The sequence below is a fragment of the Streptomyces sp. NPDC054794 genome (genome assembly GCF_053611585.1).
This window is the reverse complement of the sequence record NZ_JBSHAQ010000026.1, coordinates 40,291-55,596: the sequence shown is the minus strand read 5'-3', so window position 1 is coordinate 55,596 and position 15,306 is coordinate 40,291. Positions and strand designations below refer to the sequence as shown.

Sequence of the window (15,306 nt, the reverse complement as noted above, 5' to 3'; positions counted from 1 at the left end):
AAAACGAAGAACGACGAGGGGGCACAGCCATGCCGGAGCAGCGGGAGACCGCCGTGTACACCCATGGGCACCACGAGTCGGTGCTGCGCTCGCACACCTGGCGGACCGCCGCCAACTCCGCTGCGTATCTGCTCGGTTCACTGCGACCCCAGATGCGGATCCTGGACATCGGATGCGGCCCGGGGACCATCACCGCCGATCTGGCGGCGCTGGTCCCCGACGGGCACGTCACCGGCGTCGACCACGCCCCGGGCATCCTGGACCGGGCCCGCGCCACGGCAGCCGAACGCGGGCTGACCAACGTCGACTTCGCGGTCGCCGACGTGCACGCGCTGGACTATCCGGACGACTCGTTCTGCGTGGTGCACGCGCACCAGGTGCTGCAGCACGTCGGCGACCCGGTGCGGGCGCTGCGCGAGATGCGCCGGGTCACCAGGCCGGGCGGGTTCATCGCCGCCCGCGACTCGGACTACGCCGCGATGACCTGGTACCCGCCGGTGCCCGGGATGGACGACTGGCTGGACCTGTACCGCCGGGTCGCCCGGGCCAACGGCGGTGAGCCGGACGCCGGGCGGCGGCTGAAGTCCTGGGCGCTGGCCGCCGGGCTCACGGACGTCACGGCCACTTCCAGCACCTGGACGTTCGCCACGCCCGAGGAGCGGGCCTGGTGGAGCGGCCTGTGGGCCGACCGCACGCTCGCCTCGGCGTACGCCGAGCGGGCCACCGAGGGCGGGCACGCGACCACCGCGCAACTGGCGGCCGTGTCACGGGCGTGGCGGGAGTGGGGACAGCGGGAGGACGGCTGGTTCGCCGTACTGCACGGAGAAATTCTGTGCCGTAAGGAAGCCTGATCCGCGCCTTTCGGGAAATACGAAGGGCAGGAGGTTCACATTATGGTTCCCATCCTGCTGGTACTGCTTCTGGCGCTTCTTCTCTTCGGTGCCGGATTTGCAGTGAAACTACTCTGGTGGATCGCGTTGATAGTTCTCGTGATCTGGCTGCTGGGATTCCTGGTGCGCGGCACCACCGCGGGCGGCGGCAGGAGTCGCTGGTACAGGTGGTGACGTCCGCCCGGTACACGTGATGACGTCAGTTCCGCGGCAGCAGCGGCCCGAGCGGCCCGAGGTCCAGATTCAGGTCCTCGGGCCGCAGGCCGTAGCGCTCGCGGAGCTCGGTCATACGGTCCTCCAGGAGCATCAGGGTGAGCCCGATCCGCTCCTCCTGGTCCTCGCTCAGCTCGCCGGTGTCGACGCGGCGCAGCGCCTGCCGCTCCATCAGCTGGCGCAGCAACTCCACGACGGTCAGCACGAGTTTCACGAGGTCACGCTCGACCGTGTCGGGATCGAGGTCCAGCCGGTTGCCGTGCCGGGTCATGACGTCACCTCGCCCCGCGGCTCCACCCAGGGCGCGGGCACCCGCCGGCCCACGGAGCTGATCAGCGCGTTCAGGTCGATCCGGACGAGGTCGACGTCGGCGATGCGCAGCGTGATGTCCCCGGTGATGACGACCCCGCCGGCCAGCAGCCGGTCGAGCAGGTCCACCAGGGCGATCTCACGTCGTTCGACGACGGTCACCGCTCCTCCCCGGACAGCTCGCCGGTGAACGAATACGCGGCCCAGGGTCCGGTGAGTTCCACCCGAATTCCGGGAGCTCCGGGAACATCGTCCTTCGTACGGTCCACCAGTTCCACGAATTCCTCGGATTCCGCGCGCGGCACCAGATAGGCAGCGTTCAGTACATTCTGTCCCGGCACTCCGGAAAGCGCCGAGTTCTGCGGGGCGTGCAGGCGGGATTCCTCGGCGAACCCGGAGAGCGCCGTATGAAGTCGGCTCGCGAATTCCTCGGCCTGCCGCCACCTGTCCTCGTCGGACCGGACACTCTGCCGGCGCCGGCGCAGATACTCCCGGCCGCTGGTGGGCCGGCTCTCCGGGCCCGCGGCGTCGGTGGGCTCGTCCTCCACCGTCTCGGGCTCCCGCACCGGATCCAGATGGACCTTGACACCCCATTCCACCCGGCCGTCCAGCCGGTCGAGGGTGCGCCGGAAGTCGGCCTCGCCCGTCTCCATCATGACGCGTACGCCGCTGTCGTCCCGGAAGACGGTGGCGAGCCGGAGCGGCAGCGGCGTGGTCACGGTGGTGAGTGCGTCGATCACCCCCTGGTGGGCCCGTGCCGTGTCGGTCAGCCAGTCCAGGTCCTCCAGATGGGCGCGGAGCGGTTCCTCGGCGAAGTCCCGCTCCGGGACCGTACTGACGACGGCGACCAGCCCGTGGTGGCGCAGCAGTCCCGGCGGGGCGCCCGCCACGCCCGTCAGCTGGGACTGCAGGGCCGCCTCGAACGGGCGGCAGATCGCGTAGACGTACCGCAGGCCGGTCATCGCCGTCATCGGTCCTCCTCCTGCCCGCGCCCCGGCTCCAATTGGGCCAGGCGTTCACGCAGCTCGGCGTTCTCCCGCGCGAGTTCGTCGCGGCGCTTCTCCCGGGCGAGTTCCTCGCGACGGGCGTGCGAGGACAGCGCCGGATCGGTCTCCCACCAGTCGATGCCCATCTCCTTCGCCTTGTCCACCGAGCAGACGACGAGCCGCAGCTTGACCGTGAGCAGTTCGATGTCGAGCAGGTTGATCCGGATGTCGCCGGCGATGACTATGCCCTTGTCGAGGACGCGCTCCAGGATGTCGGCGAGGTTGGCGCTCCCGTCGTGACCGTAGGGCTGGGGCAGCCGACCGGGCGTGGTCATCGACGACGGCTCCCGCTCTCGGCGTAGGCGCCTTCCTCCTCCTCCTCGTCCCGGTCCTCGTCCTCGTAAGCGGACTCGTCCTCGTCCCGGTACCGCCCGGGCTCCTCGTCCTCGGCGTCGTACTCCGTGTCCTCGTCTTCTTCTGCCTCCTCGTCCTCCTCAGGCTCCTCTGCGCCCTCCTCGTCCTCGTACTCCTCCGGCTCGTCGGACTCGGGCTCCTCGTCCTCGTCCGTGTCCTCGGCGTCCTCGGCGTCCTCGGCGCGCGCCTCGTCCTCCTCCTCGGCGACCGCGTCCTCGTGGCTGCGGACGACCTCGCCGTCGCGGATCTCGCCGCGCCAGCCGTCCTCCGCCTCCCCCTTGAGGGTGATGAAGCGGGCGAAGTTCTTGAGGTCGAGCCGGGCCCGGCGGCCCTGGGCGCGCCAGATGTTGCCGGTCTTCTCGAACAGGCCGCTGGGGTAGTACTCCATGACCAGCAGGACGCGGGTGAGGTTCTCCTCCAGCTCGTGGAAGGAGACCACGCCCTTGGTGGTTCCCTTGGCACCCTCCGACGACCACTGGATGCGGTAGTCGGGGACCTGCTCCGTGGTGCGGGCCTTCCAACTGCGGTTGGACCAGAAGACCTTCAGCTGCCAGTCCGACGTCGTGTCGTCGGCGCGGCTCGCGCTCTTGACGCCCTTGGCGAAGGTGCTGAAGTCCTGGTACTGGGTCCACTGGTCATAGGCCGTGCGCAGCGGTACGCCGACGTCGATGTACTCGATGATGACGGTGGGCTTGTGGCCCGCGCCGCGCTTGCGCTTGCCCTTGCCGCCGCCGAGGTTCTTCAGCGCGCCGACCACGTTGTCCTTCGCCCGGGAGGCGCCGAGCTCCAGAGCGGAGCGCAGCGGGCCCTTGCCCTCGGCGAACTTGCGGCCGGCGTCGAGGGCGAGCTGGGCGAAGCCGGGGCTGTTGCCCTCCGCGATGTCGTTGAGCTTCCCGGTGGTCTCGCCGAGCTTGTGGCCGACGCCCACGAGCAGGCGCTGGGCCTGGGCGGCGAGGTACTCCTGCGCCTCCTCCTTCAGGCGGTCGGCCGCCTCGCTCTGCGCCAGCCGGCCGAGCCCGCCGTCGGTGGCGCCACCCGCCGCGGACGACGCGGTGGAGCGCGCGGTTCCGAGGGTGTCGGTCATGACTCCTCGCCTCCCTTCGGCAGCCGGTTCCGGCCGCCGCGGGCCGCGCTACCACCCGCGGACGTCGTCTTCCTGGCCGTCGACGTCTTCTTCGCCGCCGCCTTCTTGGCGGGGGCCTTCTTGGCCGAGGCCTTCTTCGTCGCCTTGCCGGCGGGGGACCTGTCGGCCGCCTTACGCGCGCTCCCCTTGGAGGCCCGGCGGGACTCGCCCGACCGTTCGCCATCGGCACCCTGCCGCGTCTCGTCCTCCTCGGACTGCGAGTCCTCGCGGCCGCCGTCCTCTTCCGCCTCGTCCGCGGACCCGTCCGGGCTCGCGAGGCCCGTGACCGATTCGAGTTGGTCGCGCACCTCGGCGGTGCGCCCGTGCAGCCGGTCGGCGAGGGCGTCCATCTGCCGCTCGACCATGGCGCCGGAGGCCGCCTTGCCGACGCCCCGCAGGTCCTCGCGCAGCTGGTCGCCGATCTCCTTGAACTGCGGGTTGTCCCGCAGCTGTTGTGAAACCACCTCGGCGAGCGCGCCGGGGCTCAGACGCAGCCGCTTACCGGCCGCCAGCGTGCCGAGCGCGAACGCCAGCTTCATCTTCCTCGTCCGTCCGAGCAGGTATCCGGCCCCTACGGCGAGGCCCAGTCCCATGCGATTCATGTGTCACGTCCCCTGGTCCGTCTCCGTACCCCGGCGCAGAGCGATCTCCAGCCGGTCGAGCAATTCGTCCTCCACCCGGTCGAACTCCTCCTCGTCGATCTCGCCCGCCGCCAACCGCTCTTCGAGCTGGGCGAGTTCGGCCCGCACGGCGGCCGGGTCGTAGTACAGCCGCTCCGCCTCCCGGATCACTTGTTCGATCACCCAGCCGGCGCCGCGCACCGGAGCGAACGGCAGCAGCAGGATCTCGCCGAACAGCCCAGCCATCTCACTTCTCCTCGTGCTCCAGGCCGCCGCCCGCCGTGGTGCCCGCGGGCTCGGCCGGGCCGGGCTCCACGAAGCTGTACGGCGGCAGCGGTCCGTTGACCCGCAGCTCCAGGTGGCTCAGGCTCTCGCGGGCCCGCTGCACGGCGGCCATGAAGTCCTCGGCGGACCCCCGGTCCACCAGGAAGGACACATTGGCCAGCCAGCCGGTGGAGCCGGGGCCCACGCTCACGGCGCTGGCCACCGGTTCCAGCGCGCGCTCCACCGCGGTGGCGTCCTCGGCCTCCTTGGCCTGTACGGCGGCCACCACCATCTCGCCCAGCCGCAGGCGCTGTTCGTAGGTGCCGCCGCCGGCTTGCCGGTTGGCCTCGGTCAGGGCGCGGATCTCCGGGTTGTCGGCCATCACGCGGTGCAGGACGGCCTCTTCGATGTGGCTCGCCTTGACGTTGTACTCGACCTTGTTCTCCAGCGCGTCCAGGCGTTCCCGGTAGTGCTCGGCGCGCTCGGCGAGCACGCCGGTGACCGTGGCGTCGTCCGGGGCGACGCTGCCGAAACGCATCGGCAGCACGCAACCGGCCGCGCCCGCCTCGGCGATCACGTTCTGGTGGGCGAGCAGTTCCCGGCGCTTGGCGCGCAGGTCCTCCGGGGCGTCACTGACGAGGGCGACCAGGCCGGCCTCCTCCAGGAAGCGCACCGGACGCGGCGGATCGCCGACGCCGCCCATGTCCTTCGGAAGCGCGGGATGCGCGTGCGCCGTGATTCCGTAGACGTACGTGCTCATTCCTGCTCCTCCCTCCTGCGCGCGGACGTCTTACGAGGCCGCGGCCGGGACTCGGCCTCGCCTTCCTCGCGTGCCTGCCGGAAGGCGTCCGAGACGGTCTGCGCGGCGCCGGACAGCGCCCCCTTGGACTTGCCTCGGGCGCCGGACTCGGTCACCTCCCCGACGATGTCCGGCAGCCCCGGGGTCTTGTGCGGACCTGCCTCCAGGTCCATCCGGTTGCACGCCTCGGCGAAGCGCAGGTACGTGTCGACGCTGGCCACGACGACCCGTACGTCGATCTTCAGGATCTCGATGCCGACCAGGGAAACCCGCACGAAGGCGTCGATGACGAGACCCCTGTCGAGGACGAGTTCCAGAACGTCGTAGAGGCTTCCACTGCCTCCACCGCCGGCCTGCTGTGCCGGGACAACGGTCATGCCGCTCACGCCTCCTCTTCCGTGGATGTGTCTGCCGCGGGTGTCGCCGCGGGTGGGCGGCCTAGCGGCCGCCGGGCCTGTGTGCCTCGGCGCGACCGCGTTCGTAGCGGCGAACACGCCGGTATCCGGTGAGCTGACCGCGCGGATCCAGTTCGACCTGGTAGCTCGCCATCAGGCTCATCGTGTCGGGGACCCTGGGCAGTTCCAGGACCTCGATCTCCAGCGCCCAGCCGTCCTCCGTCTGCTCGAAGCACGACACGGACTCGGCGGCCATGCCGGTCAGCTCCGCGAGTTGGCCGCGCGCCTGGCGCAGCACCTCCGTCGGGCTCGGCCGGTCCTTTGCCGCCTGGGTCTCGCCACTCTTGCGCGGTTCCCGCGTCGGTTCCTTTTCCCGCGTCGGTTCCTTTTCCCGCGTCGGTTCCTTTTCCCGCGTCGGTTCCTGCGCGTTCCGTGAACGCTGTGTCTGTGGTGTGTTCCTTGTGTTCGTCATGGCCACCTCTGTGTGCGAGTGGCCATCAGGCCCCTGCTCAAACCTTCGTCCGTGGCCCAACCACGCAACGCGCACGCTCGGCATCAGGCCGGATCCGAGGGCCGCGCCGCCTCGGTCGTCACCGCACGATCGCCTCCTCCACCAGCAGCCGGCCGGCCGTCGCGATGGCGTCGGCGTCGATGCCCGCGGCGTGCATCTGCTCGTCGGGGGCGGCCGAACCGGGCATCGTCCGGACGGCGAGCCGGACCAGGCGGGGGACGGGCCCGCCGTCGAGGAACGCGTCGAGGACGGCGTCCCCGAGGCCGCCCTCGGGATGGTGGTCCTCGACGGAGACCAGGCAGCCGGTCTCCTCGGCGGCCTGCCGCAGCGTGGACCGGTCGACGGGCTTGACCGAGTACAGGTCGATGACCCGGATCGCGATGTCCTCCTCCGCGAGGAGGTCGGCGGCGGCCAGGGCCTCGCGCACGGTGACACCGGCCGCGACCACGGTCAGCCGGTCCTCCTCGGAGGAGCGCAGCACCTTGCAGCCGCCGACCGGGAACTCCTCGTCCGGGCCGTAGATCACCGGGCTCTTGCCGCGCGAGGTGCGCAGGTAGCGGATGCCGTCCAGGCCGGACATGGCGGCGACGAGCTTCGCGGTCTGGTTGGCGTCGCACGGGTACAGCACGGTCGAGCCGTACAGCGCCCGGAACATCGCCAGGTCCTCCAGACCCATCTGCGAGGGCCCGTCCTGGCCGATGGCGACGCCCGCGTGGGAGCCGACGAGGTTGATGCCGGAGCCGCTGATCGCGGCCATGCGCACGAAGTCGTGGGCGCGGGTGAGGAAGGCGGCGAACGTCGCGGCGTAGGGCACCCAGCCGCGCGTGGCCATGCCGACGGCGGCGGCGACCAGCTGCTGTTCGGCGATGTAGCACTCGAAGTAGCGGTCGGGGTGCTCCTTGGCGAAGAGTTCGGTACGGGTGGAGTCCCCGACCTCGCCGTCCAGGGCCACGATGTCGCCGCGGGCGTTGCCGAGCGCGGCGAGCGCCGCGCCGAAGGCGTCGCGGGTCGCGACCTCGTCGCCCTTCTCGTACGGCGGGAGGACGAGCGCGTTGGTGGGCACGGAGTGCAGCAGGCGGGCTACGGGCGGTTCCTGCACCCGGATGCGCAGGTCGCGCGAGCCGCCGAGCTCGGCGATCGCCTCCTCGGGATCCTGCAGCGGCTTGCCGTGCAGCCCCTCGCGGTCCTGCGCGGCGGCGACGCCCTTGCCCTTGAGGGTGCGGGCGAGGATCACGGTGGGCTGCCCGCGGGTGGACCGGGCCTCGCCGTAGGCGCGGTCGACGGCGTCCACGTCGTGCCCGTCGATCTCCACGGTGTGCCAGCCGAAGGCCTGGAAGCGGCGGGCGTAGGCGTCCAGGTCGTGACCGTGCCGGGTGGCGCCGCGCTGGCCGAGCCGGTTGACGTCCACGATGGCCGTCAGATTGTCGAGGTGTTCGTACGCGGCGTGCTCGACGGCCTCCCACACGGAGCCCTCGGCCAGCTCGCTGTCCCCGCACAGCACCCATACGCGGTACGCGATGTGGTCCAGCCGCTTGCCGGCCAGCGCGATGCCGACGCCGACCGGGAGGCCCTGACCGAGCGAGCCGGTGGCGGTCTCCACCCACGGCAGCCGCCGGGGGGTCGGGTGCCCCTCCAGCCGGCTGCCGAGCTTGCGGTAGGTGTTCAACTCGGCGTCGTCGATGACGCCGACCGCCTTGTACACGGCGTACAGCAGGGGTGAGGCGTGTCCCTTGGAGAGGACGAAGCGGTCGTTGGCCCGGTGGGCGGGGCGTTCGAAGTCGTAGCGGAAGTGGCGGTCGAGCAGGACGGCCATCAGCTCCGCGGCGGACATCGAGGACGTGGGGTGCCCGGACCCCGCCATGGCGGCGGCCCGCACGCTGTCCACGCGCAACTGCTGGGCGAGTTCCGCGAGTTTGTCGGTGTTCATGAGTCTCCTTCGGCGGGGATGTCGGAGCGCTTCACGGGCCCGGGGCCGCGATGGTGCTCGGTGGGGGTCGGGGTGGGCGCGGGCTGCCGGTCCGACCGCCACGGCCCGCCCGCCACCCGGGCCAGTTCCGGGGACGCCGTGTCCAGGGGCACCGACCAGGACCGGACGAGTCCCAACTGGACGGCCTGGCGCGGCAGTACGGCCTCCAGGACCCAGTCGGCGGCGACGCGTACGCGGTTGCCCGGCATCGCCGCGAGGTGGTAGCCGCGGGTGACGACGCCGGCCGGCGGGCCGGACAGGGCGATGCCGAGCGGGTCGGCGGCGGCCTGGACGCCACCGAGGTCCACGAGGAAGCCCAGGTCGCGGTGGCGATACGGGCGGCGCTCGCCGATGCCGAGCGAGGCGGCCACGTTGTGCGCCGCGACCCGGCCCTGCCGCCAGGCGTGCTGGGCGGTCATCGGGGTGAACGTCCCGGGCCGGTTCAGATCGGGCACGGCGGCCGCGTCACCGCAGGCGAACACCTCGGGGCTGCCGGGCACTTGGAGGTACGGGTCGACGATCAGCCGTCCCCGCTCCAGTGGCCGTCCGGTGGCCTCCACCAGCGGATCGGGCCGTACGCCCACGCACCACACGAGCGTCCGCGTCTCGACGAACTCGCCGTCGGAGAGCAGCACTCCGTCGTGGGTTGCCTCCCGCACGGACGTCCCCGTCCGCACCTCGACGCCCCGCCGGCGCAGCACGCGGTCGGCGGTGCGCGAGAGCCGCTCGTCCAGCTCGGGCAGCAGGCGCGGCGCGATGTCGAGCAGCATCCAGCGTGGCCGCACGCCGCCCGGCAGAGGCCGTCTGCGGGCCATTTCGGCGGTGTACAACTGCATCTGAGCGGCCACTTCCGTGCCGGTGTAGCCGGCGCCGACCACGACGAAGGTGCACCGCGCGACGGCGCCCTTGGGGTCGTCGGCCGCGGCGGCGAGCTCCATCTGCCGGGTCACGTGGTCGCGCAGGTACAGCGCCTCGGGCAGGCCGCGGAAGCCGTGCGCGTGTTCGGCGACACCGGGGATCGGCAGCAGCTTGTTGACGCTGCCCGCGGCGAGGACCAGCCGGTCGTACGGCAGGGTACCGCTCGCGCCCTCGGGGTCCGTGTAGTGCACGGTGCGGCCGTCGAGGTCGACGTGGTCCGCCTCGCCGAGCAGCAGGCGTACGCCGCGCAGCGTGCTCAGGGAGACGGTGACCCGGCGCGGCTCCAGGATCCCGGCGGAGACCTGGGGCAGCAGGGGCAGATACAGGAAGTAGTCGGTCGGGTTCAGCAGGGTGAGGTCGGCTTTGTACCGGCTCGCCCGCGCCAGGGCGCGAGCCGTCCGGTACCCGGCGAAGCCGGCACCGACGATCACGATGCGGGGTCGACTCACAGGACGCCTCCGGCGGTGTGGCTCGTCCGAGGCCTACCGCGTCCCCCTGGTCCGAACCTCCAAACGCCGCGAAGCGGGCTGTTTCGGCGCGGCGGCGGGCGCCCCGGCCCGCCGAGACACGACGACGGCGGGCCGATGGCCCGCCGTCGTGCTGGAGAGGGTCCTCCTCAGGCCCGGTGGTGCGGGGACTCGGGGTCGATGCCGTCCTCGCGCGGGGCCATCGTCGGCATGGGCGGGTACGGCGTGCCCAGTCCGCCGGGCGGTCCGGCGGGCGGGGTGCCGCCGATGACGTGGGCCGGGGCGTGCGCGTGCTTCGGGCGGGCCGCGCTGCGCAGCGCGTAGGCCACGACGCCGAGGATGGCCGCCGTGATCAGCGCCGCCGCCCAGCCGGGGAGGCCGGTCGCCAGGGCCAGCCCCAGGGCGAGCGCGAGGGCCCCACCCGCGTACAGGGCGACGGCGCCGGACGCGCCGTACAGCATGGCCGTACGGCGTTGCTTGCGGGTCTGCTCACGCAGCTCGTCGCGCACGGTCTCCCGTGCCACCTGGGCCAGCTCGTCGACCAGCTCCTTGTCCAGATGCTCAAGATGATCCAAGGGCTTCATGCTCCCCGCGTACCCGCACATAGCTATGCATAACGCGAGGCGTCCCGGTGGTGCACCGACCCGTGGCCCGCGCGCGGCCACGGTCTAGGCTCGTCCGCATGGAGATTCTGGGCGCCTCGCTGCGCATCTGCGTCGACGACCTCGAAGCCACGATCCCCTTCTACGAACGCCTCGCGGGCGGCAGAGCCCTCCGATTCGACCGTGGTGGTGTGCAGGTCGCCGCGGTCGGTTCGTTCCTGCTGATGAGCGGTCCAAAGGCGGAGCTGGAGGTGCTGCGCAAGGTGGCCGCGACGATCGCCGTGCAGGACGTCGAGGAGGCGCACCGCACGCTCACCGAGCTCGGCGCGCACATTCTCGCGGGGCCGGTTCCCACGCCGGTGGGCCGCAATCTGCTGGCGATGCATCCGGACGGGGCGGTCTTCGAGTACGTCGACCAGCGGGGCTGACGGGAGCGCGATCAGGCGCCCCGCGCGACCGCGCGCGCCAGGCTCCGTGCCGCCGGCCGCAGCTCGCGCTCGACGGCTCGAGCGGTCCGGGCCTCGCAGACGACGCCCGGCGCGCCGGGGCCGCGCCGGGCGAGCAGGGCCAGGCGCAGATGCGTGGGCGGATGGGTGTCGTCGACCTGCGTCCAGGTCAACTCGCTGACCCGGCGCAGCCGTTCGCGTTCACGCGCGGGGACGGCGGCCACTCGGTCGGCCAGCAGTGACCACAGCCGCTCGTCGTACGGCGCCCCGCCCTCCCGTGCCAGCCGCCGCAGCTCGTCCTCCACCCGCCCCGCGTGCAGCAGCGTCTCGGTGAGTCCGAGCGCCGCCTCGGTGGAGGCGACGCGCGCGGCCAGGTCGTCGGCGAGGTACTCGCGGCGCGGGAAGCCGTGCACCGCGAGGCGGTCGAGGAGGCGCAGCGCCGACCGGGCCGCGTGGTGCGGGACGGTGAGCAGGGCCCGGACCGGATGGTGGCGGGCGCGCTCGGGGCGCAGCAGGTACTCCCACACCCGCAGGGTGTGCAGCGCGGTGCCCACCGTGAGGCCGTGCCGTGTGTCGCCGTTCGCGAAGTGACCGAGCTCGTGCCCGAGGAGCGCGACCCGCTGCTGCGGCGTGAGCACGTACCACAGCCCGAGCCCCAGGCGCAGGACGCGGCGACGCACGCCGTAGGAAGTGACGGCGGCGTTGCACCAGGGGTCGACGACCACCACGTCGACGCCCCGCGTGCCCAGCTCACCGGCGACCGCGTCGACGAGCCGGAAGAGCCGGGGCGCGTCCGCGCGGTGCAGCCGGGGCAGGGCCGTGGTGAGCCGGGGGAACCGGGGCCGCAGTACCGGGAAGAGCAGGACCGGCACGGCGCCGGCGACGACCGCGAGGGGGTTCGGCCAGCCGCGGGCGATCAGCCAGGCGCCGAGGGCGAGCAGCGCCGACGAGGAGCCGTGCACGAGCAACGCCAGTGCGTACGAGGCGACATGAGCCGCTGTCAGCCGGGGGCGTCGTCCCACCGTCCCGTCGCGGGCCAGTTCCTCGAACACGGCGGCCGCACCGCGGCCGGCGAGTTCGCGGCGCAGGGTCGCGGTGCCGCCGACGCCGTAGACGAACAGTTCGGGCGCCACGTTCCAGTCGCAGGCGGCGCACCACGCCGGGTAGCCCTCGTCGACGGGCTGGGGCGCCCCGCACTGCGGGCAGTTCTGCGTCGGTTCCCCCATGACGGTCCCTCCCCGCCGGCCCCGGATGTTCCCGCCGGTCCCGGATGTCCCGGGTGCTGTCGGCGACGTGATGGGGCGGGCGTCCGGTTCGCCCGGAGCGGTACCAACTCCCCTACGTCTCAGGGCGCGTCCGGCCGCATGCGGAAGTCGTAGCGGTCGGGCAGCGGCGCGTCGCTCAGGCGGGCCCACAGCCGTCCGACCGTCTCCGCGCCCTCGCGCAGGTCGGCCACCTCGAAGCCGTCGTCGAAGACGGCCCGGGCCGCCTCGGACCGGCCCTCCGCGAGCAGCAACTCGGCCTCCAGGAGCCGGAACCGGCCCCGCCGCCGGACCGCGGGCAGGAGCCGCTCCCACACGGACCGCGCGTCCGCCGCACGCCGGACCCTGAGCAGCGCCTCCAGCGTCTCGCGGCCCAGGGCGGCGGTGGCGGCCGTCCACAGCTCGCCGTCGTCGCGCCGCTCGTGGCACAGGTCGTCGAAGGCCTCCGTGTACCGGTCGGCGGCCCGCTCGTGGTGGCCGGACGCCTGGTCGGCGACGGCCAGGCAGCGCAGCAGGGGCCACAGCGAGGGGGCGAGGGCAAGGGCCCGCTCCCAGCTGCGCACGGCCTGGGCGCGGTCACCGGCGTGCCACTGGGCCACGCCGAGGTGGTACTCGGTGAGCGGGGTGGCGGGCGCGGTCTCCAGCATGTCCCGCCAGTGCGGGGCGACCAGCGTCTCCCCGGGCGGCCGCACCCGGCGCGGTTCGGGCAGCGACCCGGAGCGCAGCAGCTCCCGCCAGGGCTCCTGGGCGTCGCCGAGCGTGGCCTCGTCGAAGGGGGTGCCGGGCAGCTTCCAGCCGCCGCGCAGCACTTCGAGCGCGCCCCAGCCGGATCCGGTGGCCAGCGTCTCGCCGGGTTCGGTGTCGGCGTACGGCTTCCAGGCCGCGTGGGCGGCCTCGACGGCGGCCCGCGGCAGGACCGCCGCCAGCCGTTCCTCGGCCGCGCCGACGACCTCGGCCCACTCCCCCGCCGAGGGCGCGTCGAGCGGTCCGTACGCCTCCAGCCAGGACACCTCGCTCTCCGCCTCCAGCCGCACATGCTCCAGCTGGGTGCGGGCGAGCCCGGCCTGGATCTCGCAGTAGCCGCCGGTGCCGGGCTCGGTGAGCCACTCCTGCCAGCGCCGACCGCCCGGCCCGGCGCCCCAGATGAACAGCTTGCGGCCGCGCAGCACGTCGGTGGAGGTCTGCACCAGCCCGTGCCCGTCCGCGTCGAGCGCGGCGATCCAGCGGCGCCGTCCGTCGGGCACCTCGTAGAAGTAGTCGGCGGCGTACGGGCTGTCGATCGGGTGGGTGCGGTCGATGCCGTCGTCCGAGGGGACCGGCACCCGGCGCAGCCTGCGCTCGTACCCGAAGTGCCACGCCTCGTCGGCGGGGGCGAGGACCCGGCGGTCCTCGGGCACGGCGATGTTGGACCACCAGTAGGCGGGCACCGGCCGCTCGTGCGGATTGCGGACGCGGACGCCGGCGTACAGGAAGTCGGATCCCTCCGGCAGCCACAGGTCGACCTGGAAGGGCAGGTCGCGCAGCCGCTCCCACTCCCACAGGCGCAGCATCTCGCCGCCGTCGGGGGCCGGGACGCGGGCGGCGTGCAGCGGGGCGCAGGAGAGGGTGGTGTGGCCGGTGGCGCCGATGTTCCATTCGACGCCGCCGGAGTACCAGGCGCCGTTCAGGGCGAAGTTCGCGGGCTGGAACACCGGGTTGCGGTAGAGGAGTTCGCGGCCGGTCGGCAGGTGGACGAGGGAGGCGATCCGGCCGCCGAGGCCGGGCAGGACGGTGGCGCGCAGCCGGTCGTTCTCGATCACCAGCGCGTCGACGGGGCGGGGCGCGCGGGTCCTGCCGTAGCCGTCCCGCACGCGGACCGGCAGCAGGCTGCGCAGCGGGGCGCAGGAGAGCTGCCGGGCCATGTCGCGCGGCAGGTCCTCCCGGTCCCGGTCCTCGATGCGGTGGACCTCGTCGAGCGGCCGCAGCGCGGGCAGGGGGTTGTCCGTGCCCAACTCCGCTGCCGGCAGCGTCAGTACCTCACGTCGGATCGTCGTCACGATCACCATGGAAACCGCTGCCCGGCGAACCGGCCAGGGGATCTGCCGGTCAGGATTGCGCAAAGGCCGCCGTGCGGGCGGGCTCCGGGCGGGCCGGTGGGGCGGGGCGCGACGCGGCGGGGCGGGGAGTAATTCGGTGTGCGGCCGCAACACCCGGCCGTAGAGTCGATCGTCCATCGGATCGCGTGAAGAACGGAACGGCGCATGAGCGAGCGGCACACCTACCGGGTCATCGTCCGGGGCACCTGGGACGGGCTGACCGACGAGGCGCGGGCACGGCTGCTGGCCGAGGCGGCGGACCACGGGCTGACGAGCATGCGGTTCACCGAGGAGGGCTCGCTGTCCTACGAGCCGTCGCCGCTGAAGCACTTCTCGATGCGGTACGTGGTGGTGTCGGACGCGGCCGACGGCGAGGAGATGGCGGCGGCGATCGCGGAGGACCGCGCCGAGACCGCGCTGCGCACACTGGGCTACGGCTTCACCGGTCTGAAGTCGACCGTCACCGACCTCGACACCATGAAGATCAACGTCAAGCCCGCATCTCGGCGGTGATCGCCCACCGCTCGTGGTCCCGCCAGGCCCCGTCGATGTAGATCATGTTCGGCGAGAAGCCCTCCAGCCGGAAGCCGGCGCCGCGGGCGAGGGCGACGGAGGCGGCGTTGCCGGGCTGCGCGTTGATCTCCAGCCGGTGCAGCCGCATCGGCCCGAAGGCGTGCCCGATCACCAGGTCGAGGCCCTCGCGCATCAGCCCGCGCCCGGCCGCGTGCGCGAAGGCACCGTAGCCGAGGGCCCCGCTCTGGAAGCCGCCCCGGACGATGTTGTTGATGTTGATGAACCCGGCGACGGCCCCGTCGTCCTTCTCGCAGACCAGGAACCCGGCCCGCTCGGGGTCCTCGATCAGCCGCTCCGCGTACGCGGCGTAGGCCTCCTCGGTGGCCGGCGGGAAGAGCCACGGGTGGTGCAGGTCCTTGGACTCCCGGGCCCGGGCGGTGAACTCGGCGCCGTCCGCGTAGGTGAAGTGGCGTATGCCCACACGGGGGCCTTCGGCGAGGAAGCGGGACGTGGTGTGCGGCATCCGGCCACCC

Annotated in this window: 20 protein-coding genes; 4 read left to right on the top strand and 16 right to left on the bottom strand. The window is 72.8% G+C overall.

Annotated features, from left to right (window positions below; all coding sequences use genetic code 11):
* The first annotated feature begins 29 nt into the window (after positions 1-29).
* The gene (locus ACWGKT_RS26140; protein ID WP_453275613.1) at positions 30-851 is read left to right on the top strand and encodes a class I SAM-dependent methyltransferase; all 822 of its coding nucleotides are present in this window, start codon (positions 30-32) and stop codon (positions 849-851) included.
* Between the two features lie 42 nt (positions 852-893).
* Positions 894-1,064: a hydrophobic protein gene (locus tag ACWGKT_RS26135; RefSeq protein ID WP_453275612.1), complete on the top strand. Its 171-nt coding sequence runs from the start codon at positions 894-896 to the stop codon at positions 1,062-1,064.
* 25 nt (positions 1,065-1,089) lie between these two features.
* Here ACWGKT_RS26135 and ACWGKT_RS26130 read toward each other — a convergent pair whose 3' ends face one another.
* From ACWGKT_RS26130 to ACWGKT_RS26070, 13 genes are all read right to left on the bottom strand, one after another.
* The gene (locus ACWGKT_RS26130) at positions 1,090-1,374 is read right to left on the bottom strand and encodes a gas vesicle protein K (protein ID WP_356146511.1); all 285 of its coding nucleotides are present in this window, start codon (positions 1,372-1,374) and stop codon (positions 1,090-1,092) included.
* Complete coding sequence (locus ACWGKT_RS26125; protein ID WP_453275611.1) at positions 1,371-1,574, bottom strand: gas vesicle protein; 204 nt, start codon at positions 1,572-1,574, stop codon at positions 1,371-1,373. The genes ACWGKT_RS26130 and ACWGKT_RS26125 overlap by 4 nt, the downstream gene beginning before the upstream one ends.
* Positions 1,571-2,374, bottom strand: coding sequence for a GvpL/GvpF family gas vesicle protein (locus tag ACWGKT_RS26120; RefSeq protein WP_453275676.1), 804 nt, complete (start codon positions 2,372-2,374; stop codon positions 1,571-1,573). The genes ACWGKT_RS26125 and ACWGKT_RS26120 overlap by 4 nt, the downstream gene beginning before the upstream one ends.
* Positions 2,375-2,379: 5 nt before the next feature.
* Positions 2,380-2,733 (bottom strand): gas vesicle protein, encoded by a 354-nt coding sequence (locus ACWGKT_RS26115; RefSeq protein WP_453275610.1) that lies wholly within the window; start codon positions 2,731-2,733, stop codon positions 2,380-2,382.
* A complete protein-coding gene (locus ACWGKT_RS26110) occupies positions 2,730-3,896 on the bottom strand; it encodes an SRPBCC family protein (RefSeq protein WP_453275609.1) in 1,167 nt (388 codons plus the stop codon). Before ACWGKT_RS26110 ends, ACWGKT_RS26115 begins: the two co-directional genes overlap by 4 nt.
* Positions 3,893-4,537, bottom strand: a complete 645-nt coding sequence (locus ACWGKT_RS26105) for a DNA primase (RefSeq protein WP_453275608.1) — start codon at positions 4,535-4,537, stop codon at positions 3,893-3,895. The genes ACWGKT_RS26110 and ACWGKT_RS26105 overlap by 4 nt, the downstream gene beginning before the upstream one ends.
* Before the next feature lie 3 nt (positions 4,538-4,540).
* Complete coding sequence (locus ACWGKT_RS26100; RefSeq protein ID WP_453275607.1) at positions 4,541-4,801, bottom strand: gas vesicle protein GvpG; 261 nt, start codon at positions 4,799-4,801, stop codon at positions 4,541-4,543.
* A 1-nt stretch (position 4,802) separates the two neighbouring features.
* Positions 4,803-5,579 carry a GvpL/GvpF family gas vesicle protein gene (locus tag ACWGKT_RS26095; protein WP_453275606.1) on the bottom strand — a complete coding sequence of 259 codons (777 nt, stop codon included), beginning with the start codon at positions 5,577-5,579 and terminating at the stop codon, positions 4,803-4,805.
* Positions 5,576-5,995 carry a gas vesicle structural protein GvpA gene (locus ACWGKT_RS26090; RefSeq protein WP_453275605.1) on the bottom strand — a complete coding sequence of 140 codons (420 nt, stop codon included), beginning with the start codon at positions 5,993-5,995 and terminating at the stop codon, positions 5,576-5,578. The genes ACWGKT_RS26095 and ACWGKT_RS26090 overlap by 4 nt, the downstream gene beginning before the upstream one ends.
* Before the next feature lie 61 nt (positions 5,996-6,056).
* Entirely contained in the window at positions 6,057-6,485 is a 429-nt protein-coding gene (locus ACWGKT_RS26085) for a gas vesicle protein GvpO (protein WP_453275604.1), read from the bottom strand.
* Positions 6,486-6,603: 118 nt separating this feature from the next.
* Positions 6,604-8,451 (bottom strand): transketolase, encoded by a 1,848-nt coding sequence (locus ACWGKT_RS26080; protein ID WP_453275603.1) that lies wholly within the window; start codon positions 8,449-8,451, stop codon positions 6,604-6,606.
* Positions 8,448-9,857, bottom strand: a complete 1,410-nt coding sequence (locus ACWGKT_RS26075) for an NAD(P)/FAD-dependent oxidoreductase (protein WP_453275602.1) — start codon at positions 9,855-9,857, stop codon at positions 8,448-8,450. Before ACWGKT_RS26075 ends, ACWGKT_RS26080 begins: the two co-directional genes overlap by 4 nt.
* Positions 9,858-10,024: 167 nt before the next feature.
* Positions 10,025-10,459: a phage holin family protein gene (locus tag ACWGKT_RS26070; RefSeq protein ID WP_453275601.1), complete on the bottom strand. Its 435-nt coding sequence runs from the start codon at positions 10,457-10,459 to the stop codon at positions 10,025-10,027.
* A gap of 98 nt (positions 10,460-10,557) precedes the next feature.
* Between ACWGKT_RS26070 and ACWGKT_RS26065 the strand changes: the two genes are divergently transcribed.
* The gene (locus ACWGKT_RS26065; RefSeq protein ID WP_453275600.1) at positions 10,558-10,905 is read left to right on the top strand and encodes a VOC family protein; all 348 of its coding nucleotides are present in this window, start codon (positions 10,558-10,560) and stop codon (positions 10,903-10,905) included.
* 11 nt (positions 10,906-10,916) lie between these two features.
* Here ACWGKT_RS26065 and ACWGKT_RS26060 read toward each other — a convergent pair whose 3' ends face one another.
* Together ACWGKT_RS26060 and ACWGKT_RS26055 are read right to left on the bottom strand one after the other, a co-directional pair.
* Entirely contained in the window at positions 10,917-12,149 is a 1,233-nt protein-coding gene (locus tag ACWGKT_RS26060) for a M48 family metallopeptidase (protein WP_453275599.1), read from the bottom strand.
* Positions 12,150-12,268: 119 nt separating this feature from the next.
* Positions 12,269-14,230: a DUF5107 domain-containing protein gene (locus ACWGKT_RS26055; protein ID WP_453275598.1), complete on the bottom strand. Its 1,962-nt coding sequence runs from the start codon at positions 14,228-14,230 to the stop codon at positions 12,269-12,271.
* Between the two features lie 195 nt (positions 14,231-14,425).
* On the opposite strand from ACWGKT_RS26055, the gene ACWGKT_RS26050 reads away from it, so the two are divergent.
* A complete protein-coding gene (locus tag ACWGKT_RS26050) occupies positions 14,426-14,773 on the top strand; it encodes a DUF6204 family protein (protein ID WP_453275597.1) in 348 nt (115 codons plus the stop codon).
* Here the strand turns inward: ACWGKT_RS26050 and ACWGKT_RS26045 are convergent.
* Positions 14,751-15,296: a GNAT family N-acetyltransferase gene (locus tag ACWGKT_RS26045; protein ID WP_356146474.1), complete on the bottom strand. Its 546-nt coding sequence runs from the start codon at positions 15,294-15,296 to the stop codon at positions 14,751-14,753. The genes ACWGKT_RS26050 and ACWGKT_RS26045 overlap by 23 nt on opposite strands.
* Positions 15,297-15,306: the final 10 nt, after the last annotated feature.